The 23247-nt window shown below is 58.5% G+C and carries 21 protein-coding genes and 1 pseudogene; 14 read left to right on the top strand and 8 right to left on the bottom strand.

Features of this window, described 5'->3' with window-relative positions; genetic code table 11:
* The first annotated feature begins 5 nt into the window (after positions 1-5).
* A complete protein-coding gene (gene curA, locus CR159_RS07590; protein ID WP_102073418.1) occupies positions 6-1043 on the top strand; it encodes an NADPH-dependent curcumin/dihydrocurcumin reductase in 1038 nt (345 codons plus the stop codon).
* A 13-nt stretch (positions 1044-1056) separates the two neighbouring features.
* Here the strand turns inward: curA and CR159_RS07585 are convergent, their stop codons facing one another.
* On the bottom strand, positions 1057-2781 hold the full coding sequence (locus CR159_RS07585; RefSeq protein WP_102073417.1) for a diguanylate cyclase: 1725 nt from the start codon (positions 2779-2781) through the stop codon (positions 1057-1059).
* 270 nt (positions 2782-3051) lie between these two features.
* On the opposite strand from CR159_RS07585, the gene CR159_RS07580 reads away from it, so the two are divergent.
* The 5 genes from CR159_RS07580 (at position 3052) to CR159_RS07560 (ending at position 9964) form a co-directional block, all read left to right on the top strand.
* Positions 3052-4191 (top strand): extracellular catalytic domain type 1 short-chain-length polyhydroxyalkanoate depolymerase, encoded by a 1140-nt coding sequence (locus tag CR159_RS07580; RefSeq protein WP_102073416.1) that lies wholly within the window; start codon positions 3052-3054, stop codon positions 4189-4191.
* A 290-nt stretch (positions 4192-4481) separates the two neighbouring features.
* On the top strand, positions 4482-5252 hold the full coding sequence (locus tag CR159_RS07575; protein ID WP_102073415.1) for a TorF family putative porin: 771 nt from the start codon (positions 4482-4484) through the stop codon (positions 5250-5252).
* A 173-nt stretch (positions 5253-5425) separates the two neighbouring features.
* Positions 5426-5989 carry an alkyl hydroperoxide reductase subunit C gene (ahpC, locus tag CR159_RS07570; RefSeq protein ID WP_102073414.1) on the top strand — a complete coding sequence of 188 codons (564 nt, stop codon included), beginning with the start codon at positions 5426-5428 and terminating at the stop codon, positions 5987-5989.
* 109 nt (positions 5990-6098) lie between these two features.
* A complete protein-coding gene (ahpF, locus tag CR159_RS07565) occupies positions 6099-7697 on the top strand; it encodes an alkyl hydroperoxide reductase subunit F (RefSeq protein ID WP_102073413.1) in 1599 nt (532 codons plus the stop codon).
* Between the two features lie 200 nt (positions 7698-7897).
* Complete coding sequence (locus CR159_RS07560; RefSeq protein WP_102073412.1) at positions 7898-9964, top strand: AsmA family protein; 2067 nt, start codon at positions 7898-7900, stop codon at positions 9962-9964.
* Between the two features lie 15 nt (positions 9965-9979).
* On the opposite strand, the gene CR159_RS07555 is transcribed toward CR159_RS07560, so the two are convergent.
* The gene (locus CR159_RS07555) at positions 9980-10471 is read right to left on the bottom strand and encodes an MgtC/SapB family protein (protein ID WP_102073411.1); all 492 of its coding nucleotides are present in this window, start codon (positions 10469-10471) and stop codon (positions 9980-9982) included.
* 73 nt (positions 10472-10544) lie between these two features.
* On the opposite strand from CR159_RS07555, the gene CR159_RS07550 reads away from it, so the two are divergent.
* From CR159_RS07550 to CR159_RS07530, 5 genes are read left to right on the top strand one after another with little or no spacing between them, the layout of a single operon-like run.
* Positions 10545-10736 carry a YqaE/Pmp3 family membrane protein gene (locus tag CR159_RS07550; protein ID WP_102071601.1) on the top strand — a complete coding sequence of 64 codons (192 nt, stop codon included), beginning with the start codon at positions 10545-10547 and terminating at the stop codon, positions 10734-10736.
* A 5-nt stretch (positions 10737-10741) separates the two neighbouring features.
* Entirely contained in the window at positions 10742-12277 is a 1536-nt protein-coding gene (locus CR159_RS07545) for an ABC transporter ATP-binding protein (RefSeq protein ID WP_102073410.1), read from the top strand.
* On the top strand, positions 12271-13332 hold the full coding sequence (locus CR159_RS07540) for an ABC transporter permease (protein ID WP_102073409.1): 1062 nt from the start codon (positions 12271-12273) through the stop codon (positions 13330-13332). Before CR159_RS07545 ends, CR159_RS07540 begins: the two co-directional genes overlap by 7 nt.
* Complete coding sequence (locus CR159_RS07535) at positions 13332-14249, top strand: ABC transporter permease (RefSeq protein ID WP_102073408.1); 918 nt, start codon at positions 13332-13334, stop codon at positions 14247-14249. Before CR159_RS07540 ends, CR159_RS07535 begins: the two co-directional genes overlap by 1 nt.
* An 8-nt stretch (positions 14250-14257) precedes the next feature.
* Positions 14258-15349, top strand: a complete 1092-nt coding sequence (locus tag CR159_RS07530) for a BMP family ABC transporter substrate-binding protein (protein WP_102073407.1) — start codon at positions 14258-14260, stop codon at positions 15347-15349.
* Between the two features lie 34 nt (positions 15350-15383).
* Here CR159_RS07530 and CR159_RS07525 read toward each other — a convergent pair whose 3' ends face one another.
* From CR159_RS07525 to CR159_RS21790, 4 genes and pseudogenes are all read right to left on the bottom strand, one after another.
* On the bottom strand, positions 15384-16391 hold the full coding sequence (locus CR159_RS07525; RefSeq protein ID WP_102073406.1) for an aldo/keto reductase: 1008 nt from the start codon (positions 16389-16391) through the stop codon (positions 15384-15386).
* A 54-nt stretch (positions 16392-16445) separates the two neighbouring features.
* Positions 16446-17462, bottom strand: a complete 1017-nt coding sequence (locus CR159_RS07520; protein ID WP_102073405.1) for a Bug family tripartite tricarboxylate transporter substrate binding protein — start codon at positions 17460-17462, stop codon at positions 16446-16448.
* Between the two features lie 45 nt (positions 17463-17507).
* On the bottom strand, positions 17508-18737 hold the full coding sequence (locus CR159_RS21795) for a CaiB/BaiF CoA transferase family protein (protein WP_255398746.1): 1230 nt from the start codon (positions 18735-18737) through the stop codon (positions 17508-17510).
* Positions 18738-18782: 45 nt separating this feature from the next.
* Positions 18783-19670: pseudogene (locus CR159_RS21790) on the bottom strand (hydroxymethylglutaryl-CoA lyase); the annotation flags it as partial.
* Positions 19671-19805: 135 nt separating this feature from the next.
* On the opposite strand from CR159_RS21790, the gene CR159_RS07510 reads away from it, so the two are divergent.
* Positions 19806-20708 carry a LysR family transcriptional regulator gene (locus tag CR159_RS07510; protein ID WP_102073403.1) on the top strand — a complete coding sequence of 301 codons (903 nt, stop codon included), beginning with the start codon at positions 19806-19808 and terminating at the stop codon, positions 20706-20708.
* A 28-nt stretch (positions 20709-20736) separates the two neighbouring features.
* Here the strand turns inward: CR159_RS07510 and CR159_RS07505 are convergent, their stop codons facing one another.
* A complete protein-coding gene (locus CR159_RS07505; RefSeq protein ID WP_102073402.1) occupies positions 20737-21174 on the bottom strand; it encodes a PaaI family thioesterase in 438 nt (145 codons plus the stop codon).
* Between the two features lie 113 nt (positions 21175-21287).
* Here CR159_RS07505 and CR159_RS07500 point away from each other — a divergent pair, with 113 nt between their 5' ends.
* On the top strand, positions 21288-21698 hold the full coding sequence (locus CR159_RS07500) for a hypothetical protein (protein ID WP_102073401.1): 411 nt from the start codon (positions 21288-21290) through the stop codon (positions 21696-21698).
* Positions 21699-21742: 44 nt separating this feature from the next.
* The gene (locus CR159_RS07495) at positions 21743-22354 is read left to right on the top strand and encodes a copper chaperone PCu(A)C (protein ID WP_102073400.1); all 612 of its coding nucleotides are present in this window, start codon (positions 21743-21745) and stop codon (positions 22352-22354) included.
* 70 nt (positions 22355-22424) lie between these two features.
* Here CR159_RS07495 and CR159_RS07490 read toward each other — a convergent pair whose 3' ends face one another.
* The gene (locus CR159_RS07490; RefSeq protein WP_102073399.1) at positions 22425-23246 is read right to left on the bottom strand and encodes an alpha/beta fold hydrolase; all 822 of its coding nucleotides are present in this window, start codon (positions 23244-23246) and stop codon (positions 22425-22427) included.
* Position 23247: the final 1 nt, after the last annotated feature.

Here is a 23247-nt window from a genome sequence, read left to right as displayed (position 1 = left end):
CGAATATGACGCAATCAAGCACTGTCAATCGCCGTATCGTCCTGGCATCCCGCCCGCATGGCGTGCCGACGCCCCAGGCTTTTCGCCTGGAGCAGGTACCGGTTCCCCAGCCCCAGGATGGTGAGGTATTGCTGCGCGCCGTTTATCTGTCGCTGGATCCCTATATGCGTGGCCGCATGAGCGACGCGCCTTCCTACGCGCCACCCGTGGAAATCGATGCCGTCATGGGCGCCGGAACAGTCAGCCGGGTTGTCGCGTCACGCCATGCTGACTACGCGCAAGGCGACTGGGTGGTGGCTACAGGCGGTTGGCAGGATTACGCGGTATCCAACGGCGATGGCCTTGTTCGTCTCGATGCCGGGATTTCGCATCCATCCTATGCGTTGGGTATTCTAGGTATGCCGGGGTTCACGGCTTACGTGGGCTTGCTCGACCTTGGTCAGCCCAAGGCTGGCGAAACGCTGGTCGTCGCGGCCTGCACAGGCCCGGTCGGAGCAACAGTGGGGCAAATCGGCAAGATGAAATCCTGCCGCGTCGTTGGCGTCGCCGGCGGCCCGGACAAATGCCGCTATGCCGTCGACGTGTTGGGCTTTGATGCTTGCCTCGACCACAAGGCCGACGATTTTGCCGAGCAGCTTGCGCAGGCTTGTCCCGATGGCATCGACATTTATTTCGAGAACGTGGGTGGGAAGGTGTTCGACGCCGTTCTCCCCTTGCTCAATACATCGGCGCGAATTCCGGTGTGCGGGTTGATCTCGGCCTACAACGCAACGTCGCCGACGCCGGGCCCGGACCGGCTGGCCTCGCTGATGCGCGCCGTGCTGACCAAGCGGCTGAAGATCCAGGGATTCATCATTTTTGACTACTACGCCTCGCGCTACGATGAGTTCGCCCGTGACATGAATACCTGGCTTGATGCCGGACAGATCAAGTACCGGGAAGATATGGTCGATGGCCTTGAAAATGCGCCGCAGGCGTTTATCGGACTGCTTCAAGGCGAGAATTTCGGCAAACTGGTAATACGCGTAGGTCCGGACAACTGAGGCTGCGGTAGTTTCAATCTCCGACCATGACCCGATTGCGGCCGGCCTGCTTCGCCCTATATAGGGCTTGGTCGGCCCTTTGGATCAGGTTATCCAGGTTGAATTCCCCATTCCTCAGTTCGGTGATTCCGAGCGAAAGGGTAACGCGCACAGATTGGCCCGCCGGCATTGTTGTCAGGGCGTCTTCTATCGCCGTCCGGACCCTTTGCGCCACATCAAGCGCTTGTTCGGCATTGATGCCGACCAATGCAGCGGCGAATTCTTCTCCGCCCATTCGGCCCAGGATATCCGCGTCACGCAAGGTGTCGCGAATAAGCTGCGCGACTTTCTGAAGGACAAGATCGCCTCCATGGTGTCCCCAGTTGTCGTTGACGGCCTTGAAATGGTCGATATCGATCATCATAAGAGACAGCGGCTCTTGGTGGTGTACCGCACGAGCCAGTGCGTGGTCGACAAGTTCGACAAAGTGGCGACGGTTGAATATGCCGGTCAGGTAGTCGGTACGCGCATGAAGCATCGCGGTCTCTTTGCGGCTGCGCTCTTCCTGGAGCGCATGTTCGGATAGCGCGAGCGCTACGGCGGCCTCTTGCGAGTCTTTTCCAAGTCGTCGCACCCGGATGTAAAGCAGTGTGCCGATTAAAGAACTGACCGCGAAACCGTGGACAATCAACATCCATTCGCTGTCAATGCTGGTTGATGTAAGCGTCGCCCAGCCCAGGCTGGCGAAAATGGATTCCGTAGTGAGAAGCGCCAGGGCGGCGTAGACCAGGAGGAGCAAGTGCCGGTCTGGCGTTTGCTCCTGCCGGGTGGACAGGGCCACCGCTACGTAGTACCAAGCGGCGACCAGGGACAAAATAGTGCTCAGTCGCTGCGCCATATGCGCATCGGCGAGAAGCAATGCCAACAATGGCAGGCAAAAAGCAAGCAAGAGTATGTCCAGTCCGCGCATAAGAATGGCGGGCGGAGCATAAAGCCTGAACAGCGCGCGACTCAACAGCAGGAAGGCAAACGGGACGATGCAGGTGAGAAGACTGGTCAGCCAATGGCCGAACGGAATGGGTCCGGCCGGAATGAACGGCGCAAGATTTCCCGTGGCGCTCAGGCCGAATAATATGTAGACCGCTTGATACACAGCGAATAGCCCGACTGGCGGTTCGCGGCCCAGGAAAAAGTGATCGACCGACCACATCAGCGCCCATAGCATGAACGCCAGGAAAGCGTCACGCCATAGTCTGGATGCCAAGTCCCGTCGCTTGGCTTCGCGGGGCTCCAGGGCTTCTACGTTCAACACTGAGGCGCTGGTTGTCTTTATGCGCAGGTAAAACGTTTCCACCGGTAGATCTACATTTACCTCAAAGCCCAGGGAAACGCCGATGCGATCCCGAGCTCCATAGGGATGGTGATCACCTGTAACGCGCGTCAGCCATTCCAGCGGATTGTCGTCAGCCGACTCATAAAGCCTGATATCGTCGAGGACAGCAGGCCCTACGTTAATCGCCACTGCGCTTGCATGCGGCGGGCGCTGAATTTGAAAGCGCATCCAGTACGCCGATTTGGAAAAACCTTTCGATATCAACGGTGCTACAGGCGTGAATTCGCGTGTCGCCACATCGCTTATTGTCAGCATGCCCGTTGGATCTTCGAGCATGGCGCGTGATACGATAAGATCCCCAGCCGCAACTGGTCCGGCCAGGATCAGTCCAAGCAGCACGGCCATAATGCTGATAAGTTGTCTCATTGCACAGCGACAGCCATAAACGTAACGGAGTGCAATTGTACCCGTCGAGATTCAGACGCTGCCGACGCCACGAGCCATTAGCGCGGCGCACAGGATCAGGGCTGCCGCCATTGCCAGTTCCAGGGAAGGCGAACAGTGAACTCATTTTCCATCATCCTCGCGCGTGGGTTCAGTTTGCCAGGTTCCGTTGGAATTCGGGTACACAACTTGCTTTTCAAAGCCGAAGACCGAACAAAGCCATTCAATGCGGCGCGACCGAATCGGAGGCGTATGGCCAAAAAGTTGAGCAGCCTGTTTTTCTCCACAATCAAGCGTATGTCCCGCCTGCAACGGCAAGCGGTCAAGATGGTGAGTGGGCCGCCCGTAAAACCGGCCCGCAAGAAAGCAGTCAAGAAGACTGCTGTACGCCGTGTCGCAGCCAAGTCAGCCCCGGCTGCGCTCCCTGGCGGTAAGGGCACATGGCAAAGCCTCGTATACAAGACTGCACCTTCCAGAACTGAGCTGCTGGGCCGGCTTGCATATGGCTTGTACAGGCCCCCGGGCCGGTCGGTCGCCGGAATGCCCCTGCTTGTCATGCTGCACGGATGCCAGCAGACGGCTTACGAAATGGCGCTGGGATCGCGCATGAATCGCCTGGCGGACAGCAAAGGCTTTGTTGTGATTTATCCTCAGCAAACCAGGCGTGTCCAGGCGCTGCGGTGCTGGCGCTGGTTCCAGCCGGACGACGCGCATGGTTGTGCCGAAGCAGATGCTATTGCAGAATTGACCAGCAGCATTGTCGCGCGCCATAAGCTGGATGGCGCCAAGGTGTACGTCGCAGGCATGTCGGCGGGCGCCGGTATGGCCGGCTTGACCGCATTGCGGCATCCCGCGCTTTTTGCCGCAGTCGCCATGCACTCGGGCGCGGCATTGGGCGAGGCGCACAGCCCCTCTGAAGGAATGCGTACGATGCGGCGCGGAGCCTCGCATGAACCCACCGCGTTGATTGAGTCGCTGCTTGACGGCGCGGCTCGCTTTCCCGGCATGCCCGCCCTGATCCTGCACGGGCTAGGCGACAATGTGGTCGCGCCTCGCAATGCCGGGCAACTCGCCCAGCAGTTCGTGCACGTGAATTGGCAGCCGCCGCTCCATGGGCTGACTCCGGAAAGTCCTGTGTCCGGCCTGTTAGAGGCGCGCTCGGGTGCCAAGCCAGCCGGCAAGGAAACCGTGCTGGCACGGGGCACACATCGGGAATATCAGCGATGGGACTATCTTCGAAACCGCAAGCCGGTAGTGCGTCTATGCCTGATCAAAGGCGTGGGGCATGCCTGGAGCGGTGGTGATGCCAGTCAAAAATTCAATGCCAAGGAAGGTCCAAGGGCTTCTGTCCTGATCTGGCAGTTCTTTGAAATGCACCGTCGCGACGGATGATGTGCGCAATGCATCATTGCGGGGCGCGGCGGGTGCACCCGAACGTAGCGCAAACACGCCTGCGCGCAATTCTACTCACTGGGTTTCGCTGAGAAACTGGCATACGGGTTGCGTATGTAAAGACTGACGAGTCGTTTTCGTTTGATGCGATTCGCTCGCGGCGTCAACCGTGTCTCGTCACTATTCTGCGAGTAATTCAGTCCCAGGAGTAGATCCATGAGTAGGCATTCCCATCCCCATTTGTTATGCACGGCGGTGCTGCCGGCGTTGGTAGTTCTGCGGAGGCTGTCATGAGAACAATCTTGAGCCCTACCGCAGCGCTGGCAATGCTGGTCGTTGCCGGCGCCTTGATGCCCGCTTATGGTCAAGACTCGACCGCCACGTCGGATTCCGACTTCACCTTGAGCGCAAACGTATCGTTGGTGAGCCAATACCGCTATCGCGGCATCATGCAGACCAATAACAAGCCGGCGATACAGGGCGGATTTGACCTGGGCCATACCAGCGGCTTGTACTTGGGCAATTGGAATTCCAGCATTAGCTGGCTGGATGATTCACACCCTGATGTATCGGCGGCGGTTGAAATGGATGTTTATGGCGGCTATCGTGGAACCCTGTGGCAAGATCTGAGCTACGACGTGGGTGCGCTGCACTATCATTATCCTGGCAGCTACCCCGATGGTTACGCAAGTCCCAACACGACGGAACTGTACGTCGGCGTGGGCTACGGTCCCATCACGGTCAAGTACTCGCATTCATTGACGAACCTGTTCGGCGTGCCCGACAGCAAGAATAGTCAGTATTACGATCTGTCCGGAAAGTTCGATACAGGGGTCTGGGGGCTGGCGCTTACGGCCCATGTGGGCTATCAAAAGGTGCGCAACCTGGACGATGGATCCTATACAGATTGGTCATTGGGCCTTGCGAAGGATTGGGGCAACGGTTTTTCGACGACCCTCAGCTATATAGATACCAACGCAGACCGGGATATTTATACGAATACGAAAGGAAAGTACACGGGACGCGCGACCGCGCTGCTGGCCTTATCGAAAACATTCTAAAGCCTTGTCCCGTTTCGTCCCGCCGTGTCGGGACGAAACGCGGAAAGCGATAATTGGATGAGACTATAGGCAAAAGCAATGATCAATATAAAAACTATCAATTATGGAAAATGATAGTTCTGGCCTATACTGGCGTTGTGTTCAGTTTTTCAACCACTTAAAGGAAAAACACAATGTCCCTGATCAATACGCAAATCAAGCCATTCAAAGCCACTGCATACCATAACGGCAAGTTCGTCGACGTAAGCGATGAGTCCGTTGCAGGCAAGTGGTCGGTATTCGTTTTCTACCCCGCCGACTTCACGTTCGTGTGCCCGACCGAACTGGAAGACCTGGCCGACCAGTATGCTGAATTCCAGAAGCTTGGCGTCGAAATCTATAGCGTATCGACCGACACGCACTTCTCGCACAAAGCCTGGCACGACACGTCGGCCGCAATTGGCAAAGTGCAATATCCCATGATCGCCGACCCTACTCAAGTATTGTCGCGCAACTTCGAAGTCCTGATCGAAGAAGAAGGCATGGCATTGCGTGGCACATTCGTCGTGAACCCTGAAGGCGAAATCAAAGTCATGGAAGTGCATGACAACGGCATCGGCCGTGTTGCTTCCGAATTGCTGCGCAAGGTCAAGGCCGCCCAGTACATTGCCGCCCACCCCGGTGAAGTTTGCCCTGCCAAATGGGAAGAAGGCGCCGCAACGCTGACTCCTTCGCTGGACCTCGTAGGCAAGATCTAAGGCGTAGCTCGCTTGCGATAAGCAGGTAAGTTTACCTACCCCGTCGCGTCAAGGCTACGAGCCGTGGCGCGACATCCAGAATTCCTCTTATCAAGAAGGTCGATACGTTATGTTAGATGCAAATATCAAGAATCAGTTGAAATCCTATATGGAAATGATCTCGCAACCCATCGAGATCGTGGCCTGCCTTGACGACAGCGCCAAATCGGTCGAACTGCGTGAACTGCTACAGGAAATCGAGCTGATGTCTGATCGCATCACGATGACCGAGCGTAACGACAGCAATGAACGCAAGCCCTCGTTCAGTATCAACCGCAGCGGCACTGACATCAGTGTGCGCTTTGCCGGTATACCGATGGGGCACGAATTCACGTCGCTGGTCCTGGCATTGCTCCAGGTCGGCGGCCATCCGATCAAGCTCGATGAAGCGGTGATCGAACAAATACGCAACCTTGATGGCGATTACAAGTTCGAGACTTATTTCTCCTTGTCATGCCAGAACTGTCCTGATGTTGTCCAGGCGCTGAATGTGATGTCGATCATCAATCCACGCATCCAGCATGTGGCCATCGACGGCGCCTTGTACCAAGACGAAGTGGACGCCCGCCAAATCATGTCGGTGCCGACCATGTACCTGAACGGTGAAGTGTTCGGCCAGGGCCGTTCCAGTGTGGAAGAGATCCTTTCCCGTCTGGATACCGGAGCCTCCAGCCGCAAGGCCGAAGAGCTCAGTGCCAAGGATGCCTACGATGTCCTGATCGTTGGCGGTGGCCCGGCTGGCGCGGCAGCCGCCGTCTACGCCGCACGCAAAGGCATACGTACCGGTGTCGTGGCACAGCGCTTCGGTGGCCAGGTCCTGGACACGATGGCTATAGAGAACTTCATCTCGGTGAAAGAAACGGAAGGACCGAAGTTTGCCGTGGCTCTGGAAGAGCACGTCAAGGCTTACGATGTCGACATCATGAATCTGCAAGAAGCTACCAGCCTTGTGCCTGGCAAGCTCATCGAAGTGAAGTTGGCCAACGGCGGTGTACTGAAAAGCAAGACCGTAATCCTGTCGACGGGTGCCCGCTGGCGTGAAATCAATGTGCCGGGCGAGCGCGAATACCGCAACAATGGCGTGGCCTATTGCCCGCATTGCGACGGTCCGCTGTTCAAGGGTAAGCGCGTCGCGGTAATCGGCGGAGGTAACTCCGGAGTCGAGGCGGCCATCGATCTCGCGGGATTGGTCAAGCATGTGACGCTGATCGAATACGGAGAAACCTTGCGTGCCGATGCTGTCCTGCAACGCAAATTGCGCAGTCTGGCGAACGTCACAATCATTACGTCTGCGCTGACTACTGAAATACATGGCGACGGCAAGAAAGTCAGTGCCTTGACATATAAGGATCGCGGGTCCGATGAGCTTCGCCGTATCGAGCTGGAAGGCGTGTTCATCCAGATTGGCCTGGTGCCCAATACCGAGTGGCTGGAAGGCACCCTGGCTTTGTCGCGTCATGGCGAGATCGAGATCGATGCCAAAGGGCAAACTTCCTTGCCTGGCGTATTCGCGGCCGGTGATGTCACGACAGTGCCCTACAAGCAGATTGTGATCGCCGCTGGCGATGGTGCCAAGGCCGCGCTCAGTGCCTTCGACCATCTGATACGCAGTTCGGTAACCGATGAAGAAGCCGTGCCCGCCACGGCGCTCGAGACGGCTGCGGCATAAGGCCTTCAGCAGGCCACTGGCGGGAAATATCCGGCCGGGGCCTGCAGTAGTTTGTTTGCACCTAGATATTTTGCGGCGCCAATATGGTTGCCGCATTTCGTCGTCCACGGTATTGTTTCGTATCAGGGGCCGGATAATGATCCCCCTACAATGAAGCAATGGCTGCCCCTATGATAGGGGCGGCGAATCGGGGAGCGAACATGCCGCGCTATATAAAAATTATCTTGTGGGGATGTTCCGGCCTTTTGGTAATAGTGGCTCTGGCCGTGCTGATAGCGGCCACATTCAACTGGAACCATGCCAAGCCGTGGATCAACAAGCAAGCGAGCCAGCTCGCCAACCGGCCGGTAGCGATCGAGGGCGACTTGTCCGTGAACTGGTTGCGTCCCAAGGAACAAACCGGATGGCGCGGCTGGGTGCCTTGGCCGGAAATTACCGCCCAGCAGCTTACCGTGGGAAACCCCGAGGGAAGCACACTAGAGGGCAATATGGCCGAGGTCAAGAACCTGACGGTCGTGATCAATCCTCTGGCTTTGCTCGATCACACTATTGAACTCCCGCGCCTGAAGGTCGATGAGGCCAATGTAGTGCTGAACCGTGATGCGGAAGGCGCCAACAACTGGACGTTCACCAAGGAAGACGCCAAAGACCAGCCCCCTTCGAAATGGCAATTCGACTTGCAGCAGGTACAGCTATCGCGGGCCAGGGTGCATGTCATCGATGTTGCCAGCAAGCTCGACATGAACGCCGAACTCGATACTCTGCAGGAGGCAAGCAAGGAGGGCTACGGTATAGGATTCAAAGCCAGCGGTACCTATAACGATGCCGACATCAAGGGTGAAGGTCAGGCGGGCGACATCCTGTCGTTGCGGGCGGGCGGCAATCCATTCCCGTTGCAAGGCAAGGTTAGTGTCGGGGAAACCACCATCGGTATCGAAGGTTCAGTCACCAAGCCGCAACAACTGGCGGCGCTCGACGTCCGGCTCAGTCTCGCCGGCAACAGCATGGCCGATTTGTACCCGCTTATCGGTGTCACCCTGCCCAATACCCCGCCATACAGCACGGAAGGCCGGCTCATAGGCATGCTGGAAGGCGACGATGACAAATGGCGGTACGAGAACTTCAAGGGCGTTGTGGGTGAGAGCGACCTGAACGGCACATTGGAATACCAGATACGCAAGCCCCGCTCATTACTCACCGGACAAGTCGAATCACAACAGTTGCGACTCCAGGATCTCGGACCGCTGATCGGTGCGGACACCAGCGATGTCAAAGACAAAGGGAAAAAAGATGTGGTGAAGCCGCCGCCCGGCCAGGTTTTGCCCGTTGATCCCATCAGTACCAAAGCGTGGGGAACCATGGACGCGGACGTCAAGTTCAAGGGCCGCAAGATACTGCGTGATAAAGATTTGCCGCTGGACAACATCGAGGCGCATGTCAAACTGCAAGATCGGGTGCTGTCGCTCACCTCTTTGAATTTTGGATTTGCAGGGGGAACACTTAGCAACACGATTACCCTGGATGGCCGTGGCGAGAAACTGCAGGCCGACATGGATACGGCTGCGCGTCATCTGAAGCTGAAAGAGCTTTTTCCGGGCGCAGAAAGCATGGACGCCAGTTTCGGCGAGCTGCACGGCGATGCAACGCTCAAGGGCCAAGGCAATTCCATCGCCGAGCTGCTGGGGCATGCCGATGGCGAAATCAAGGCCTTGGTAAGTCGTGGCACCATCAGTCGTTTCCTGCTGGAGGCAGCGGGCCTGAACGTGGCCAATATGGTCATTGCCAAGCTGTTCGGCGACGAACAGGTGGTCCTGAACTGTGTCGCCGCCAATTTCGGTGTCCGCAATGGGCAGATGCAAATCCGGGTCTTCAAGCTGGAAACCGAGGATACGACTGTGGACGTCACGGGCGGCATCAATTTGCGCTCCGAAGTGATCGATCTTGATGTGCGACCGGAAAACAAATCGCTACGCATCTTTACGCTACGCTCGCCGTTGTACGCAAAAGGTACGCTCAAGGATCCGGACGTAGGCGTGCAAGTGGGCCCGTTGGCCGCGCGCGCCGGGGCGGCCATAGCGCTGGGCGTGGTGGCGACGCCTTTTGCCGCCTTGCTGCCCTTGCTGAATACCGGAACCAACGAATCCAACGATTGCGAGCCAGTGGTTGGCGAATCCGATAAAAAGAAGTCGCGCCCCGATCAGGCCCAGGAAAAACAAAAGCCCGAGAATCCGCGGGACAGCTGGCCGTCCAACCAACCGCGTCCGTGATCGATATTGGCTTGGTTACTTCGAATTCGGATCTATATTGTCTTCCATCCGCCTGACTATGACCAGGATGAACAGCACCGCCGCGGTACTCACTACGGCGGTGGCTTCCAGGCCCATTCCGGCGGCAATGCCTATGCCGGCGGCGACCCAGACACTGGCCGCCGTGGTAAGCCCCTTGATCTCTTGATCGTTGCTCAGCTTGATGATGGCGCCTGCCCCCAGGAAGCCAATGCCGGCAATGATGCCCTGGAGCACACGGCTGGCATCTTCGATGGGCATGCCGATTTGCAGCGGCGCCAGGATAAAAATCGCCGCGCCCAGCGACACCAGCATATGGGTGCGAAGCCCGGCGTCTTTACCGCGCAATTCACGCTCATATCCGATGGCGGCGCCCAGGATAATTGCCATCGACAAGCGCAGCAGAATTCGTGTTGCTTGTTCTACGTCGGGAATATCGGAAAACTCATGAACGATTGTGTTCCAGATGCTGGATGCAATATCAGCCATAGTCGATAATCTCAATTTAAGCAGCGGTTAGAATAGCAGGCTCTGTAAACTTCAACAAAAATGGTGTTGAATAATGCGACTGATTATTGCCCTGTTATTGCCTTGGCTTACCTTCTTCACCATTGGGCGACCCATTGCGGGTATCGTGTGCCTGATATTGCAAATCACGCTGGTCGGCTGGCTGCCGGCAACGATCTGGGCAGTATATGCCCTAAGCCAGTACAAGACTGACAAGAAAATCGAAAAGGCGTTGCAGCAACGTTAGCACCTATGACTACCCGCCTTGCGCTGAAACAGATCACCAAGCAGTATCCCGCGGTCGTCGCCAACGACAACGTCGACCTGACTGTCCTGCCCGGAGAGATCCACGCCGTGCTGGGAGAGAACGGGGCGGGCAAGTCCACGCTCATGAAGATCATCTACGGCGTGACTAAGCCGGACAGCGGGCAAATGTTCTGGAATGGCCAGGAGATGCGCATCTCCAGTCCTTCGGCAGCGCGGGAACTCGGCATAGGCATGGTGTTCCAGCACTTTTCGCTTTTCGACACCCTGACGGTCGCCGAGAACATAGCGCTGGGCTTGCCTTCCACCATTCGCCTGGACGATATTGAAAACCGCATTGCCGATACCGCAAGGCAGTATGGGCTCGACCTTGAACCGCAGCGCCATGTGCATACATTGTCGGTCGGGGAATGCCAGCGGGTTGAGATCGTGCGCGCGCTGCTGGGCCGGCCGCAATTGCTCATCCTCGATGAGCCGACATCGGTTCTGACCCCGCAGGCGGTGGACAAGCTTTTCGAAACCCTCCGCAAGTTGGCGAATGAGGGCTGCAGCATTCTTTATATCAGCCACAAGCTGGACGAAATACGTGCGCTTTGCCATACCTGCACAGTGATGCGTGGCGGCAAGGTCACCGGCGTGTGCGATCCGCGCAACGAGACCGATGCCAGCCTGTCACGCCTCATGATAGGCACCGAGCCACCCGCTATCACGCACAACGAGCGTCCGGCCGGGGAAGCCCGATTGTCGGTCCAGCGGCTGTCGCTGCCCAAGGCGCATCCGTTTGCCACGGAATTGGACGATATCGATTTCGAAGTACGGGCAGGCGAGATCCTGGGGGTCGCCGGCGTGTCCGGTAATGGCCAGCAAGAATTGCTGGCGGTATTGTCGGGCGAGGACACCCGTGCCCCTCGAACCGCACTGGTTTTCGACGGTAGACCTATCGGCGACAAGTCCACGGCTTGGCGCCGAGCTCATGGCATCGGGGTTGTACCGGAAGAGCGGTTGGGCCGCGGGGCCGTGCCCGAGCTTTCGCTGGCCCACAATATGTTGTTGTCGCACCAGACCCGCGCCACGGTCAGCAAAGGCCTGGTCAATCGTGGTGCAATCCAGTCCCTGGCTGCGGGTATCATCCAGCGCTTCAAGGTCAAGGCTCCGGGCGCGCAGGCCATTGCAGCCAGTCTTTCAGGCGGAAACCTGCAAAAGTATATCGTTGGACGGGAAGTCACGCGCAATCCCAAGGTATTACTGGTCGCACAGCCGACGTGGGGCGTGGATGTCGGCGCGGCGGCTCAGATTAGATCCGAGCTTCTCGCCTTGCGCGATGCAGGCTGTGCCTTGTTGATCATTTCGGAAGAGCTTGACGAGCTCTTTGAAATTTCAGACCGGCTGGTCGTACTGGCGAAAGGACGAATGTCTCCATCAATAAAAACATCGCAAGCCAGCCAGGATCTTATCGGGCAATGGATGAGCGGCTTATGGGATTCCACGGGCGCACCTGCAGGCACTGAGGAGCCCGTATGTTAAGGCTTGAACCACGCACGAAGCCGTCGTTGCTGATGGCATGGTTCTCGCCGGTGCTGGCCGTGTTGTTGACGATGGCTTGCGGCGTCCTGCTCTTTGTGGCCGTCGGTAAAGATCCCTTCGCCAGCCTGGCCGTGTTCTTCCTGGAACCGATCAAGGACCTTCAAGGCTGGGCCGAAGTGGGCATCAAGGTGGCACCGTTGCTGCTTATATCGGTAGGCCTGGCCATCTGCTTCCGCGCCAACGTCTTCAATATTGGTGCCGAGGGCCAGCTGGTCACCGGCGCCATCGCCGCGGGTGCTGCCATCCTGTACTTCGACGACGGCGGCAATGGCGGATTCTGGCTGATGTCGATCGCCTTGCTGGCGGGTGTCGCGGGCGGGGCGGGCTGGGCCGCCATAACGGCCTGGCTGCGCGACCGGTTCAATGCCAACGAGATCCTTGTTTCGCTGATGCTGGTGTACGTCGCCGAATTGCTCCTGAGCTATCTGGTCCACGGTGCGCTGATGGACCCCGACGGGTTCGGCTTCCCCCAGTCCCGCCTTTTTTCCGAGGGTTTTTTGCTCCCCATGGTACTGCCGGGGACGCGCCTGCATATCGGCATCGTTCTGGCCGTGATTGCAGCCGTGCTGGGCTGGCTCTACCTGGCGCGCAGCTTCTCGGGGTTCAAGCTACGCGTGGGCGGTCTCGCCCCGCTCGCAGCACGCTACGCAGGGTTTTCCTCACGCCGCTCGTTGTGGACCGGCATGCTGGTTTCGGGCGGGCTGGCAGGGCTGGCCGGAGCCTGCGAAGTCATGGGGCCGGTGGGCCAGCTCACTCCGACGATTTCCCCGGGGTACGGCTTTGCCGCCATTATTGTGGCCTTTGTCGGGCGCCTGCACCCCATTGGGGTGATCTTCTCCAGCTTCATCATGGCTTTGTTGTACATAGGCGGAGAGCTTTCCCAGAGCCGCCTCGGCATGCCCAGCGCCATCACGGGAATCTTCCAGGGAATATTGCTGTTCTCGCTGCTGATCTGCGATGTGTTGATTCAGAATAAATTGCGCTGGAGAAAATAATGGATGCATTGGCGCCGCTCGTTGCTTCGGCCATCATCGCCGGTACCCCCCTGATGCTGGCGGCACTCGGCCTGCTGGTCAATGAAAAATCCGGAGTCATCAATCTGGGTTCCGAAGGCATGATGCTGATGGCTGCGGTCATAGGCTTCGCGATTGCCGTGGACACGGGAAGCGTGGGCCTGGGATTCATTGGCGGAGCCGCCGCAGGAGCTGTCCTGGCCGGATTCTTTGCCTGGCTTACCGTGTGGCTGGGCGCAAATCAGATAGCCACCGGCCTGGCCTTGTCGCTCTTCGGCGCGGGGGCGTCGGCCTATCTGGGCATCGGTTACGTCGGCAAGACCCTGCAATCGAGCGGTTTCGGCATTCCTTTTCTTCAGGACATCCCCGTTCTGGGCGAAGCCGTATTCCGGCACCATCCCATGGTGTACCTCTCATGGGTATTATGCTTTGCGATAGTTTGGTTGCTTAACCGCACACGGGCAGGCCTGATCCTGCGCTCGGTGGGCGAGTCGCCCACCTCGGCGCATTCATTGGGCTACAACGTGCGCCACATCCGCCTGGGTGCATTACTGTTTGGCGGCGCCTGTTGTGGGCTGGCGGGCGCCTTCATGTCGCTGGTGTACACGCCCATGTGGGTCGAAGGCATGGTCGCCGGCCGCGGCTGGATCGCGCTGGCGTTAACGACCTTTGCCACCTGGCGGCCGGTTCGAGTGTTGGCGGGCGCCTATTTATTCGGCGGGATCACGATTCTTTCCTACCACATGCAGGCGCTAGGGGTGCCTATTGCTTCCCAGCTCCTGTCCATGTTGCCGTACCTGGCAACGATACTCGTATTGGTCCTAATCTCCCGCAACGCTGGCTGGATCAGGCTGAATATGCCTGCGTCGCTGGGCAAAAACTTCAACCCGAACTCCTGAGGATACTTATGTCTGCAAAATTCATACGCAAAGCCATGTGTGCACTGGCGGTCCTGCCCGCCATCGCTTCAATTCCGGCCGCCAACGCCGCCGATCAGGAACCGCTGAAAGTAGGTTTCGTCTACGTCAGCCCGATCGGTGAAGCGGGCTGGACGTGGCAGCAAGACCTCGGACGCAAGGAAATGGAAAAGAACCTTGGGGACAAGGTCAAGACGCAATATGTTGAAGACGTGCCGGAAAGCGCGGACGCAGAACGCGTGATCCGCGATCTCGCACAGCAGGGCAACAAGCTCATCTTTTCGACTTCCTTCGGTTTCATGAATCCTACGCTGAAGGTGGCAAGGCAATTTCCCGACGTGAAGTTCGTACACTCCACGGGATACAAGACGGCGCCCAATGTCGCGACGACGAACGCGCGCTTCTATGAGGCTCGTTATTTATCCGGCATCATTGCCGGGAAAATGACCGAGTCCAATGTCGCAGGCTATGTGGGTGCGTTTCCCATTCCAGAGGTATTGCAAGGCATCAATGCATTTACGCGCGGCATGCGCAGCGTCAATCCTAATGCTGAAGTGCGCGTGATCTGGGTGAACAGCTGGTTCGATCCCGGCAAGGAACGCGATGCCGCGCTGGCGCTGATGGGACAGGGTGCCGATATCGTTACGCACCACACCGACTCCACCGCCACCGTTCAAGCGGCCGAAGAAAAGGGCAAGTACGCCATTGCCTACCATTCCGACATGAAGCAGTTTGGTCCCAAGGCGCAGCTTGCCGCGGTGACTCATCATTGGGGCAAGTATTTCACGAAAGAGGCGCAGGACGTCTTGAACGGCACCTGGAAATCCGACTCGACCTGGGGCGGAATCAAGGATGACATGGTGGCCCTGGAAGGCTTCGGTCCCGCCGTTTCTGACGACTTGAAAAAATTGGTTGCTGATAAACAGGCCGAAATCGTGGCCGGAACCCTGTCTCCGTTTACCGGCCCCGTCAAGGACAACCAGGGCAAAGTACAGCTTGAGTCCGGCGTGATCGATGACGCCGGTTTGAACAAGATGAACTACTACGTCGAAGGTGTGGTCGGACAACTGCCGACGAAGTAAACCCGCGCAGAGGCGCGGGTGGCGGGCGGTGTGGCTACGCCGGTTTTTTCCTGCCGAAGAAAGGATAGCTGGGGTCGCTATAGCCCGGGGTGGATGCATGCCCCGGCGCTACCAGGCTATCGACCAGTGCTTCTTCCTCGTCGCTGATCGTGACATCGATCGCTGGATAGTAATCTTCCATTTGAGCCAGCGTGCGCGGTCCTGCAATCACCGCGCTAATGTGTCGATTGGCCAGGACCCATGCCGTCGCGAACTGGCCCAGCTTTATGCCACGTGCCTGGCAATGCTCCTGCAGCTTCTGGGCAATGAGCAGTGATTCCTCGCGAAACTCCGTTTCAAGCATGCGCCGGTCGCCACGCGCCGCACGGCTTCCTTCCGTAGGAGCCTGTCCCGGCTGATATTTGCCGGTGAGTACACCGCGGGCGATGGGGCTGTACGGCACCACGCCCAAGCCATAATGGCCGCAAGCCGGCAGTATTTCGGTTTCAGGGCCGCGATTGAGCAGGTTGTAGTACGGCTGGCAAACCACGGGTTGTGGAACATTGGTCTTTTCGCACAGACGGATGATCTCGGCAATGCGCCAACCCCTGAAATTCGACACGCCAAACGCGCGTATTTTCCCGGATCGGATCAGGTCGCCCATGGTGCGCACGGCTTCATCCAGATTCTCGCCGTGGAAATCGCGGTGCATGTACAGGATATCGATGTGGTCGGTGGCCAGGCGTTGCAGGCTGTTGTCGACTTCCCGGATCATCCAGTGCCGCGAATAATGTGATTGATTCGGTTGCCGACTCATGGAATTGCCCAGCTTGGTGGCCAGTATCCAGTCGTGGCGCTCCGCCGCCAGGAGCTTGCCGACCATTTCCTCCGAACCGCCCTTGCTATAGACGTCGGCGGTATCAATGAAGTTTACGCCGTGTTCGTGTGCCGAGGCGACGATGTTCCGCGCCTCGTCGAAATCCGTCTGGTCACCAAACATCATGGTTCCCAGGCAGAGGGCCGAGACCTGCAAATTGCTGCTGCCGAGACGTCGATATTGCATGGCTTTCCTCTCTTGTTTGATAGTCCGCCAATAATACCGCAGCGGCGCGCGCCCTTACTTCAGCGCGATGCCGGCCTGCTTCACGACAGCGGCGTATTTTTTCAGTTCCGAACGGAAATAGGCAGCCGTTTCGTCCGGAGGCACAAGCGTTATGGTATTGCCCTGCGATTCCATGCTTTCCTGTAAGCCGGGGTCTTTGAACGCCTGCACGAAACCGTCGTAGATTTCCTTGACCTGTGCATCGGATAGTCCCGCGGGGCCAACCGCCGCGAACCAACCCGTCATGTCGTAATCGGCCAGGCCTTGTTCGGCAATGGTCGGCACGTCCGGCAAGGAAGGAAGCCGAGTCTTGCCGCCCACGCCAATCGCGCGCAAGCTGCCGCTGGTCAGATGCGGCCTTACCGATGGAAGAGACAGCACGCCGAAATCCACCTGTCCGCTTATAAGATCGGTAATCATTGGGCCGACACCTTTATAGGGTATGTGGCGCGCGTCCGCTTCGGCTTGGTCCACGAACATTTCGGCCGCAAGATGCAAGACCGTGCCGTTGCCCGATGACGCGAAATTGTAGTCGCCGGGATGCTTCTTCAGTAATGCCACCATCTCCTGTACGTTGCCCACGGGAAGCTTTTTCGGGTTCACCACCAGGACGAAAGGGGTGGAACCGATGAGCGTTATGGGAGTGATGTCCGCAATAGGGTCGAAGGGCACTGTCTTGTACACGCTGGGATAGATGACATGATTGTTCGAGACGACGCTTAGCGTAAAGCCATCGGGGTCCGCCTTGACGACGGCCGAGGTCCCGACAATGCCTCCGGCACCAGGCCGGTTTTCAATGACGACGGTGTGCTTAAGAGCCTTGGACAAGGCCGGGCCCGCCGCTCGTACTATCGTGTCAACGCCCGATCCCGCACCCACGGGAAGGATGAAGCTGATCGGCCTGTCGCTTCGGGAGCCGCCGCTTTGGGCGAGGATGGAAAAAGGCATGGCCAGTGCGGTGGTCCCCAGTGCGGTGGCTCCTAGGGCACGCAGCAGCTGGCGTCGTTTGAAATTGGTATTTGAATTAGTCATCGATGTCTCCTTCGTTTTGTAGTGATGAATGTAATGGGCAAGAAGCTATCCAACCGCCTTTTTGCCAAGCAGGTTCTGTATTTGGTCCTCGCCATAGCCCAGGGCGGCGAGTACCTCGCCGGTGTGTTCGCCGAGGGTCGGAGGGTTGCTGCGTACGCCCAGGCGTTCGCCGGTCATGGTCAATGGCAGCAAGGCGGCGCGCGTTATCTGTCCGGCGCGCTCGCCGTCAGTCAGCCGTATTTCGGCCAGCCCGCCTGTTGCCTGAAGGTGTGGATCATCGAACAGGTCTTCCGGTCTGACAATAGGGGCGAAAGGCAATCCATGTTTTTCAAAAAGTTCGGACAATTCAGCTGCGGTATACGTAGCCAGTCGCTCCCGTAGATCGGCCAACAGCGCAGGGCGTAAACGAACGCGATCATTGTTGGTCGCCAGTTCCGGCCGTGAAAGCAGATCGGTGAAGCCCAGCGCGTTGCAGAAGACCTTCCATTGGGCATCGCTGACGGCGGCAAGGAAAATCTGTTCCTGGTCTTTGACGGTGAAGACGTCGTAGAGCGCCCAGGCGGAAATTCGCTCGGGCATCGGTGCGGCGGCGACGCCCGTAATGGCATACTGCAACATATGCTGGCCGACAAGAAAGATATTGTTCTCGAACAAGGCCGACTGAACTTCCTGTCCCTTTCCGGTCGCGCCGCGCTCGATCAGCGCTGCCAGAATCCCGATGGCGCCGAACATGCCGCCCATGATGTCATTGACGCTGGTGCCCGCGCGCAGTGGGTCTCCGGGGCGCCCGGTCATGTAGGCGAGGCCTCCCATCATCTGTACCACTTCGTCCAGTGCTGTGCGTGATTCGTACGGACCCGGCAAGAAGCCTTTTAAGCTTGCGTAGATAAGTCCCGGATTGCCGGCGCTCAGCGTCGCATAGTCCAATCCGTATTTCTTCATCATGCCGGGCCGGAAATTTTCGGCAACGATGTCTGCACTGCAGGCTAGCTTGCGCGCCACCTCCACCCCTTCCGGCGTGTGCAGGTTGACGGCGATGCTTTTCTTGTTCCGATTGAACATTGGAAAGAAGCCGGCGCCTGCGCCAAGCAAGTGGCGTGTTCGGTCGCCGTCGACCGGCTCGATCTTGATGACTTCCGCACCCAGGTCAGCCAGCACAAGTCCGCAGGTGGGACCCATGACCATATGCGTGAACTCGACGACCCGCAGGCCTTCCAGCGGCAGTCGCCGTTGCGCTGCCGGACGAACCGGCGCGGGTGTAAAGGTGCTGGGCAGTCCCGCCTGCCATAGGGCGCCATGCAGTGTTTCACCCTCCAGGCATTGGGCGACGTATTCGCGCAGTGCAAGCAGTCGCGGCATATCCAGATGCGTAGCGACGCCCATGCCCTCCAGCATGAAGGCCAGGTCTTCGGTGGCAATATTTCCGCTGGCGCCGGGCGCATGGGGACAGCCCCCAATGCCTGCCAGGCAGGCGTCGAACGATGTAATGCCCACCCGGAGCGCGGCGACCACATTGGCCAGGCCCAGGCCCCGCGTATCGTGAAAATGGGCGCCGTGGAGCCGTCCGCCTGCAACTCTCAGGGCTTCACAGAAGAGGGCGTCGACCATGGCGGGATTGGCATAGCCCACGGTGTCGGCCAGGCTGACCCGGTCGGCGCCGGCATCCAGTAGCGCCTGCATCAGGCGCAATACCTCTGATGGTTCAACGGCGCCCTGCAAGGTGCATCCAAATGCCGTTCCAACGCCTGCTTCAATAATGGTGCGTGAGCCCGATGCATCGCGGGCCGCGCGTATTCTGGCGACCTCGGCCACGACTTCATCAGGTGTCTTGCGCAGGTTGGCCATGCTGTGCGCATGGCTGGCCGACAGGGGGATAAGCATTAGATCCGCATTCGCGGCCATTGCATCTTCAGCCCCCCGCATATTCGGTACGAGTACAGATACAAAGAGCTCAGGCAGTGTCTTGGCGAATTCTACCAATTGCCGCGTGTCGGCCAGCTGGGGAAGCAAGCGGGCGGGAACGAAGGAGCCGACTTCAAGCTCGCGTTGCCCCGCAGCGTGCGCACCGCGTATCCATTCCAGCTTGTGTTCGGTCGGTAGCGTGCGCGCAATGCTCTGCAAGCCGTCCCGCAAGCCTACTTCGCGGATGATGGCTTCGCGGGGCCATGAAAGGGGAGAGAAATGTCGCGCGTCAGGGATTGCAGCCATATTGGTTCTACCAGGGAAGAAAAATTGCGTGCAGCCATCTTAGATGTTCTCAAAAATATATACTTGTCAATTTTAGAAGCCTGAAGATTCCGGATCGGAATATCATCGGGGGATCGTAACTTTCCGGGAAATGACATGCGGGATCTTGATCTCACGACGCTTCGCCTATTTGTCACCGTATGCGAGATGCGCAGCATTGCACGGGCGGCTGATCAATCAAATATCGTCGGTTCGGCGGTCAGCAAGCGCATCGCCGCTCTGGAAGAAGTGCTGGGTGTGCGCTTGCTGACACGTCGGCGCCATGGGGTCGTTCCAACTGCCGCCGGCGAGACCCTGCTTGAGCATGCAAGGGCGATGCTGGCGAGCGCCGAACGGATAAGGCGGGACATGCAGTCTTATGCGGCCGGAGTCAAGGGCCAAGTGCGGATCCTGGCTACCGCGTCGGTGCTGGCGGAGTCTCTGCCGGAAGACCTTGCCGTGTTTCTCCAGAATCCCGACTACCGGACGATACAGATAGACATCGAGGAGCGGCTGAGCGCCGATGTCATCAGGGGCATCAAGGAAGGCGTGGCATCTGTAGGCATTTGCTGGGATGTCGCTGATTTCCAGGGGCTGCAAACACAGGCGTACCGGACGGACCGTCTTGCTGTCGTCGTGCATCCGGATCATCCTTTGGCGTCGCTGCAATCCATGGACTTCGAAGCATCGCTGGACTACGAGCATGTCAGCTTGTCGTCGGCAAGTGCCGTGCAAATAATGCTCAAGCGCCAGGCCTTGCTGATGGGGCGGCAACTTGTCGAACGTGTATTCGTGTCGAATCTGAATGCGGTCTTGCGTGTGGTGCTGGCCAATCTTGCGATCAGCGTGGTTCCAGTGGAAGTGGCGCAAGTCTATGCCAATGTGCAAAGCTTGAGGGTGATTCCATTGAACGACCCTTGGGCCCAGCGACGGTTCGCCATTTGCTATCGCGGCGAGGCGCTTTTGTCGCCGGCCGCTGATTTGTTGGTCAAGCACTTAACGAGCATCGCGCCGTCGTGAAGTATCGATGGGAACGGCAACCACCCAATCACGTGCTGCGCGGCAAAGACCATGTGCTGATGACTTGTGCCACGGCGTCTCCACCGGCCTCCGGGACCAACAGTACATCGCCCGACGCCAGGCGTCCGATCTTGTGGATGTGGGCGTGTGCCAGGATGCCGCCCGGGGGCGCACCGCGCAGGAAGTTAATGCTGAGGCTGGCCGTGACGGCTTGCGGATTACCGGTAGCGCCGACGACGGCGGCATACAAGGCAAGGTCGGCTAGGCCCATCAACATGGGTCCGGCGATGATGCCTCCCAGTCGTTGGTGCGAGTTCCTTTCCGGCAAGCGCAGTGTTGCCGTGCCACAGCCGATATCCATGACCTCGATGTCCAGGATGGACGCAAACGGATGTTGCTCCTGCAGTAGTTGGTTGAACTCGGCAACAGAGATCCGGGCAGGGTGGTCAGGCGAGATAAGCGTCATGGATGTGCATATTCGAAAGAACTGTCGGTGGCTGGCTCGGCTAGTGTGCCACAAGAGCTGTCGTTGCGCGCAATCAACCGTCATGCGCCGGCAGCGTAGTACACTTTCCGACCATGTACAGGCATTTGCGGCATCCCACCAAGCACACACACTGGCGCATTTTTGCCGGTGTGCTGCTGTTGGCATTCGTGTTGCGCGCCATGATCGCAGTGGGCTACATGCCGACCCCTGCCTCTGCCGAAGGTGGCCGGTTCGGCATGACCTTGTGCGTTCAAGGCCTGTCGGCGAGTGCGCTAAAAATCCTGGCACTTGACGATACCCCTGTTTCTGTCGAACCCCAGGCGCTTGATTGCGCTTTCGGCGCCGCCATCGCCCCGGCTGTGTTGCCGCTGTCCCCAGATGTATCGATTGCCGCGCCGTTGAACGATATCTACGTGGCGATCTGGCGAGGGGCGGCGCCGGCTTTTGCGCAGGCGTGGCGGGGTCCGCCCCTGGGCGCCCGCGGCCCACCTCTTGCGGCATAGCAAACAGTAAGCCGTTATCCAATAAACCACAGGGGTAGTACATCATGAACAAACAAATCATCACCGGCCTTATCGGGCTTTGCGGCGTCGGCTTGGGTCTGGGCGCACAAGCGGCTGAACAAAGCGTTATGTCGGCCAAGCCACCCATGCAGATCGCTCACGCAGGTCATGATCACGGGGCAAAACCAAATGCCCACGCCGCGCATGGCGATACGTCGGGCGCCGTTGCGTCGGACGCCGTCGCGTCGGAGATGGCCAATGCCACAACGTCGACCACATTGAAGGTTTCCGGATGCTGGATACGATCCATGCCGGCGCCAGCGCCGTCCGGCGGCTACTTCGTGGTGTCCAATTCCGGCAGCAAGCCGCTGCACCTGAAAGGCGCTTCCTCGGCCGACTATGGCATGGTCATGCTGCATCAGACCACGCATAAAGACGGCATGAGCCGGATGTCGGCGACGCACAGCGTGGCTATTCCGGCTGGTGGTCAGCTTGAGTTCAAGCCAGGTGCTTATCATGCGATGCTGGAAGATCCCATCAAGGCCCATCCCGTCGGCAGTAAGATCGTCATGGACTTCCTGTTCGACAATGGCGAAAAAGCATCTGCGGAATGCGAGGTAAAGCCTGCCAACACCCGGACGCCGATGCCGCATTAAATTGCCTTCATCAGGCTGGCACGTCGCCAAGGCCCCGGAAACGCCGACCGCGCTTGCCGCGGTCGATTCTTTATTGCGGCGCCACCGTGCCCAGGAAGGTGGTCAGGCCTTGATTAAAGGCCCTTGGATTGGCCAGGTTCATTCCATGCGAAGCTAGCGGAATCGTGATGCGCGATACGTGTTGGAATGCCTTTTCCAGAGCGTCCAGCCGGCTGCCATATCGGGCCGGACTGTTGGCGCCTCCCACCAGCAATACAGGACAGTGCAATTGGCGGGCTCGTGACAGGTCCATGCTCAGGTCCACTTCACGTATTTGTGACAGCAGGGTATAGGCATTGTCCTTGACCATGGTCTTGAACCAGCTGACCATCTGACGCCAGGTACCGGCGCCGTTGACGGCGTCGACAAATTCGGACAGGCCCTGCTCGACCTCGCCGCGCTCCAGCAGCGCGGCGACCCTGGTATGCACCGACGTGCTGGGTGCTTCATCGTTGATCCGGAATCCAGGATCCGCCAGCGAGAGGCTTCGAACGAGCTCCGGCGCGCGGCATGCCATCTCCAGTGCAACGTGGGCGCCGCGCGAGTGGCCAAGCACATGGATGGATTGCCCCTGGCCAAGGTGTCGGGCGAAGGTGATCATGTCGCTGGCATGCTGCTCGATGCTGAAGCTTGCATCTTCCTGTTGGAATGGCTCCGGCCAAAAGCCGCGCAAGCTGGGTGCGACGACACGGAACAAGGGACTCAATGCGGGAATCTGCCAACGCCAGTAACGGTAGTCGCATAGCGAACCATGGATAAGCAACACGATGTCCCCGGTTCCGGCCTCGGTGTAGTGGATCGGGGAGCCATCGAGATGGGCGGTAAATTGGGCCAGGGATTGGGTAGGCGTCATG

Source organism: Pollutimonas subterranea, assembly GCF_002849655.1.
GTDB lineage: Bacteria > Pseudomonadota > Gammaproteobacteria > Burkholderiales > Burkholderiaceae_B > Pollutimonas > Pollutimonas subterranea.
Note: the sequence above shows the minus strand (reverse complement) of the source record. Positions and strands in the feature narration are given on the sequence as shown.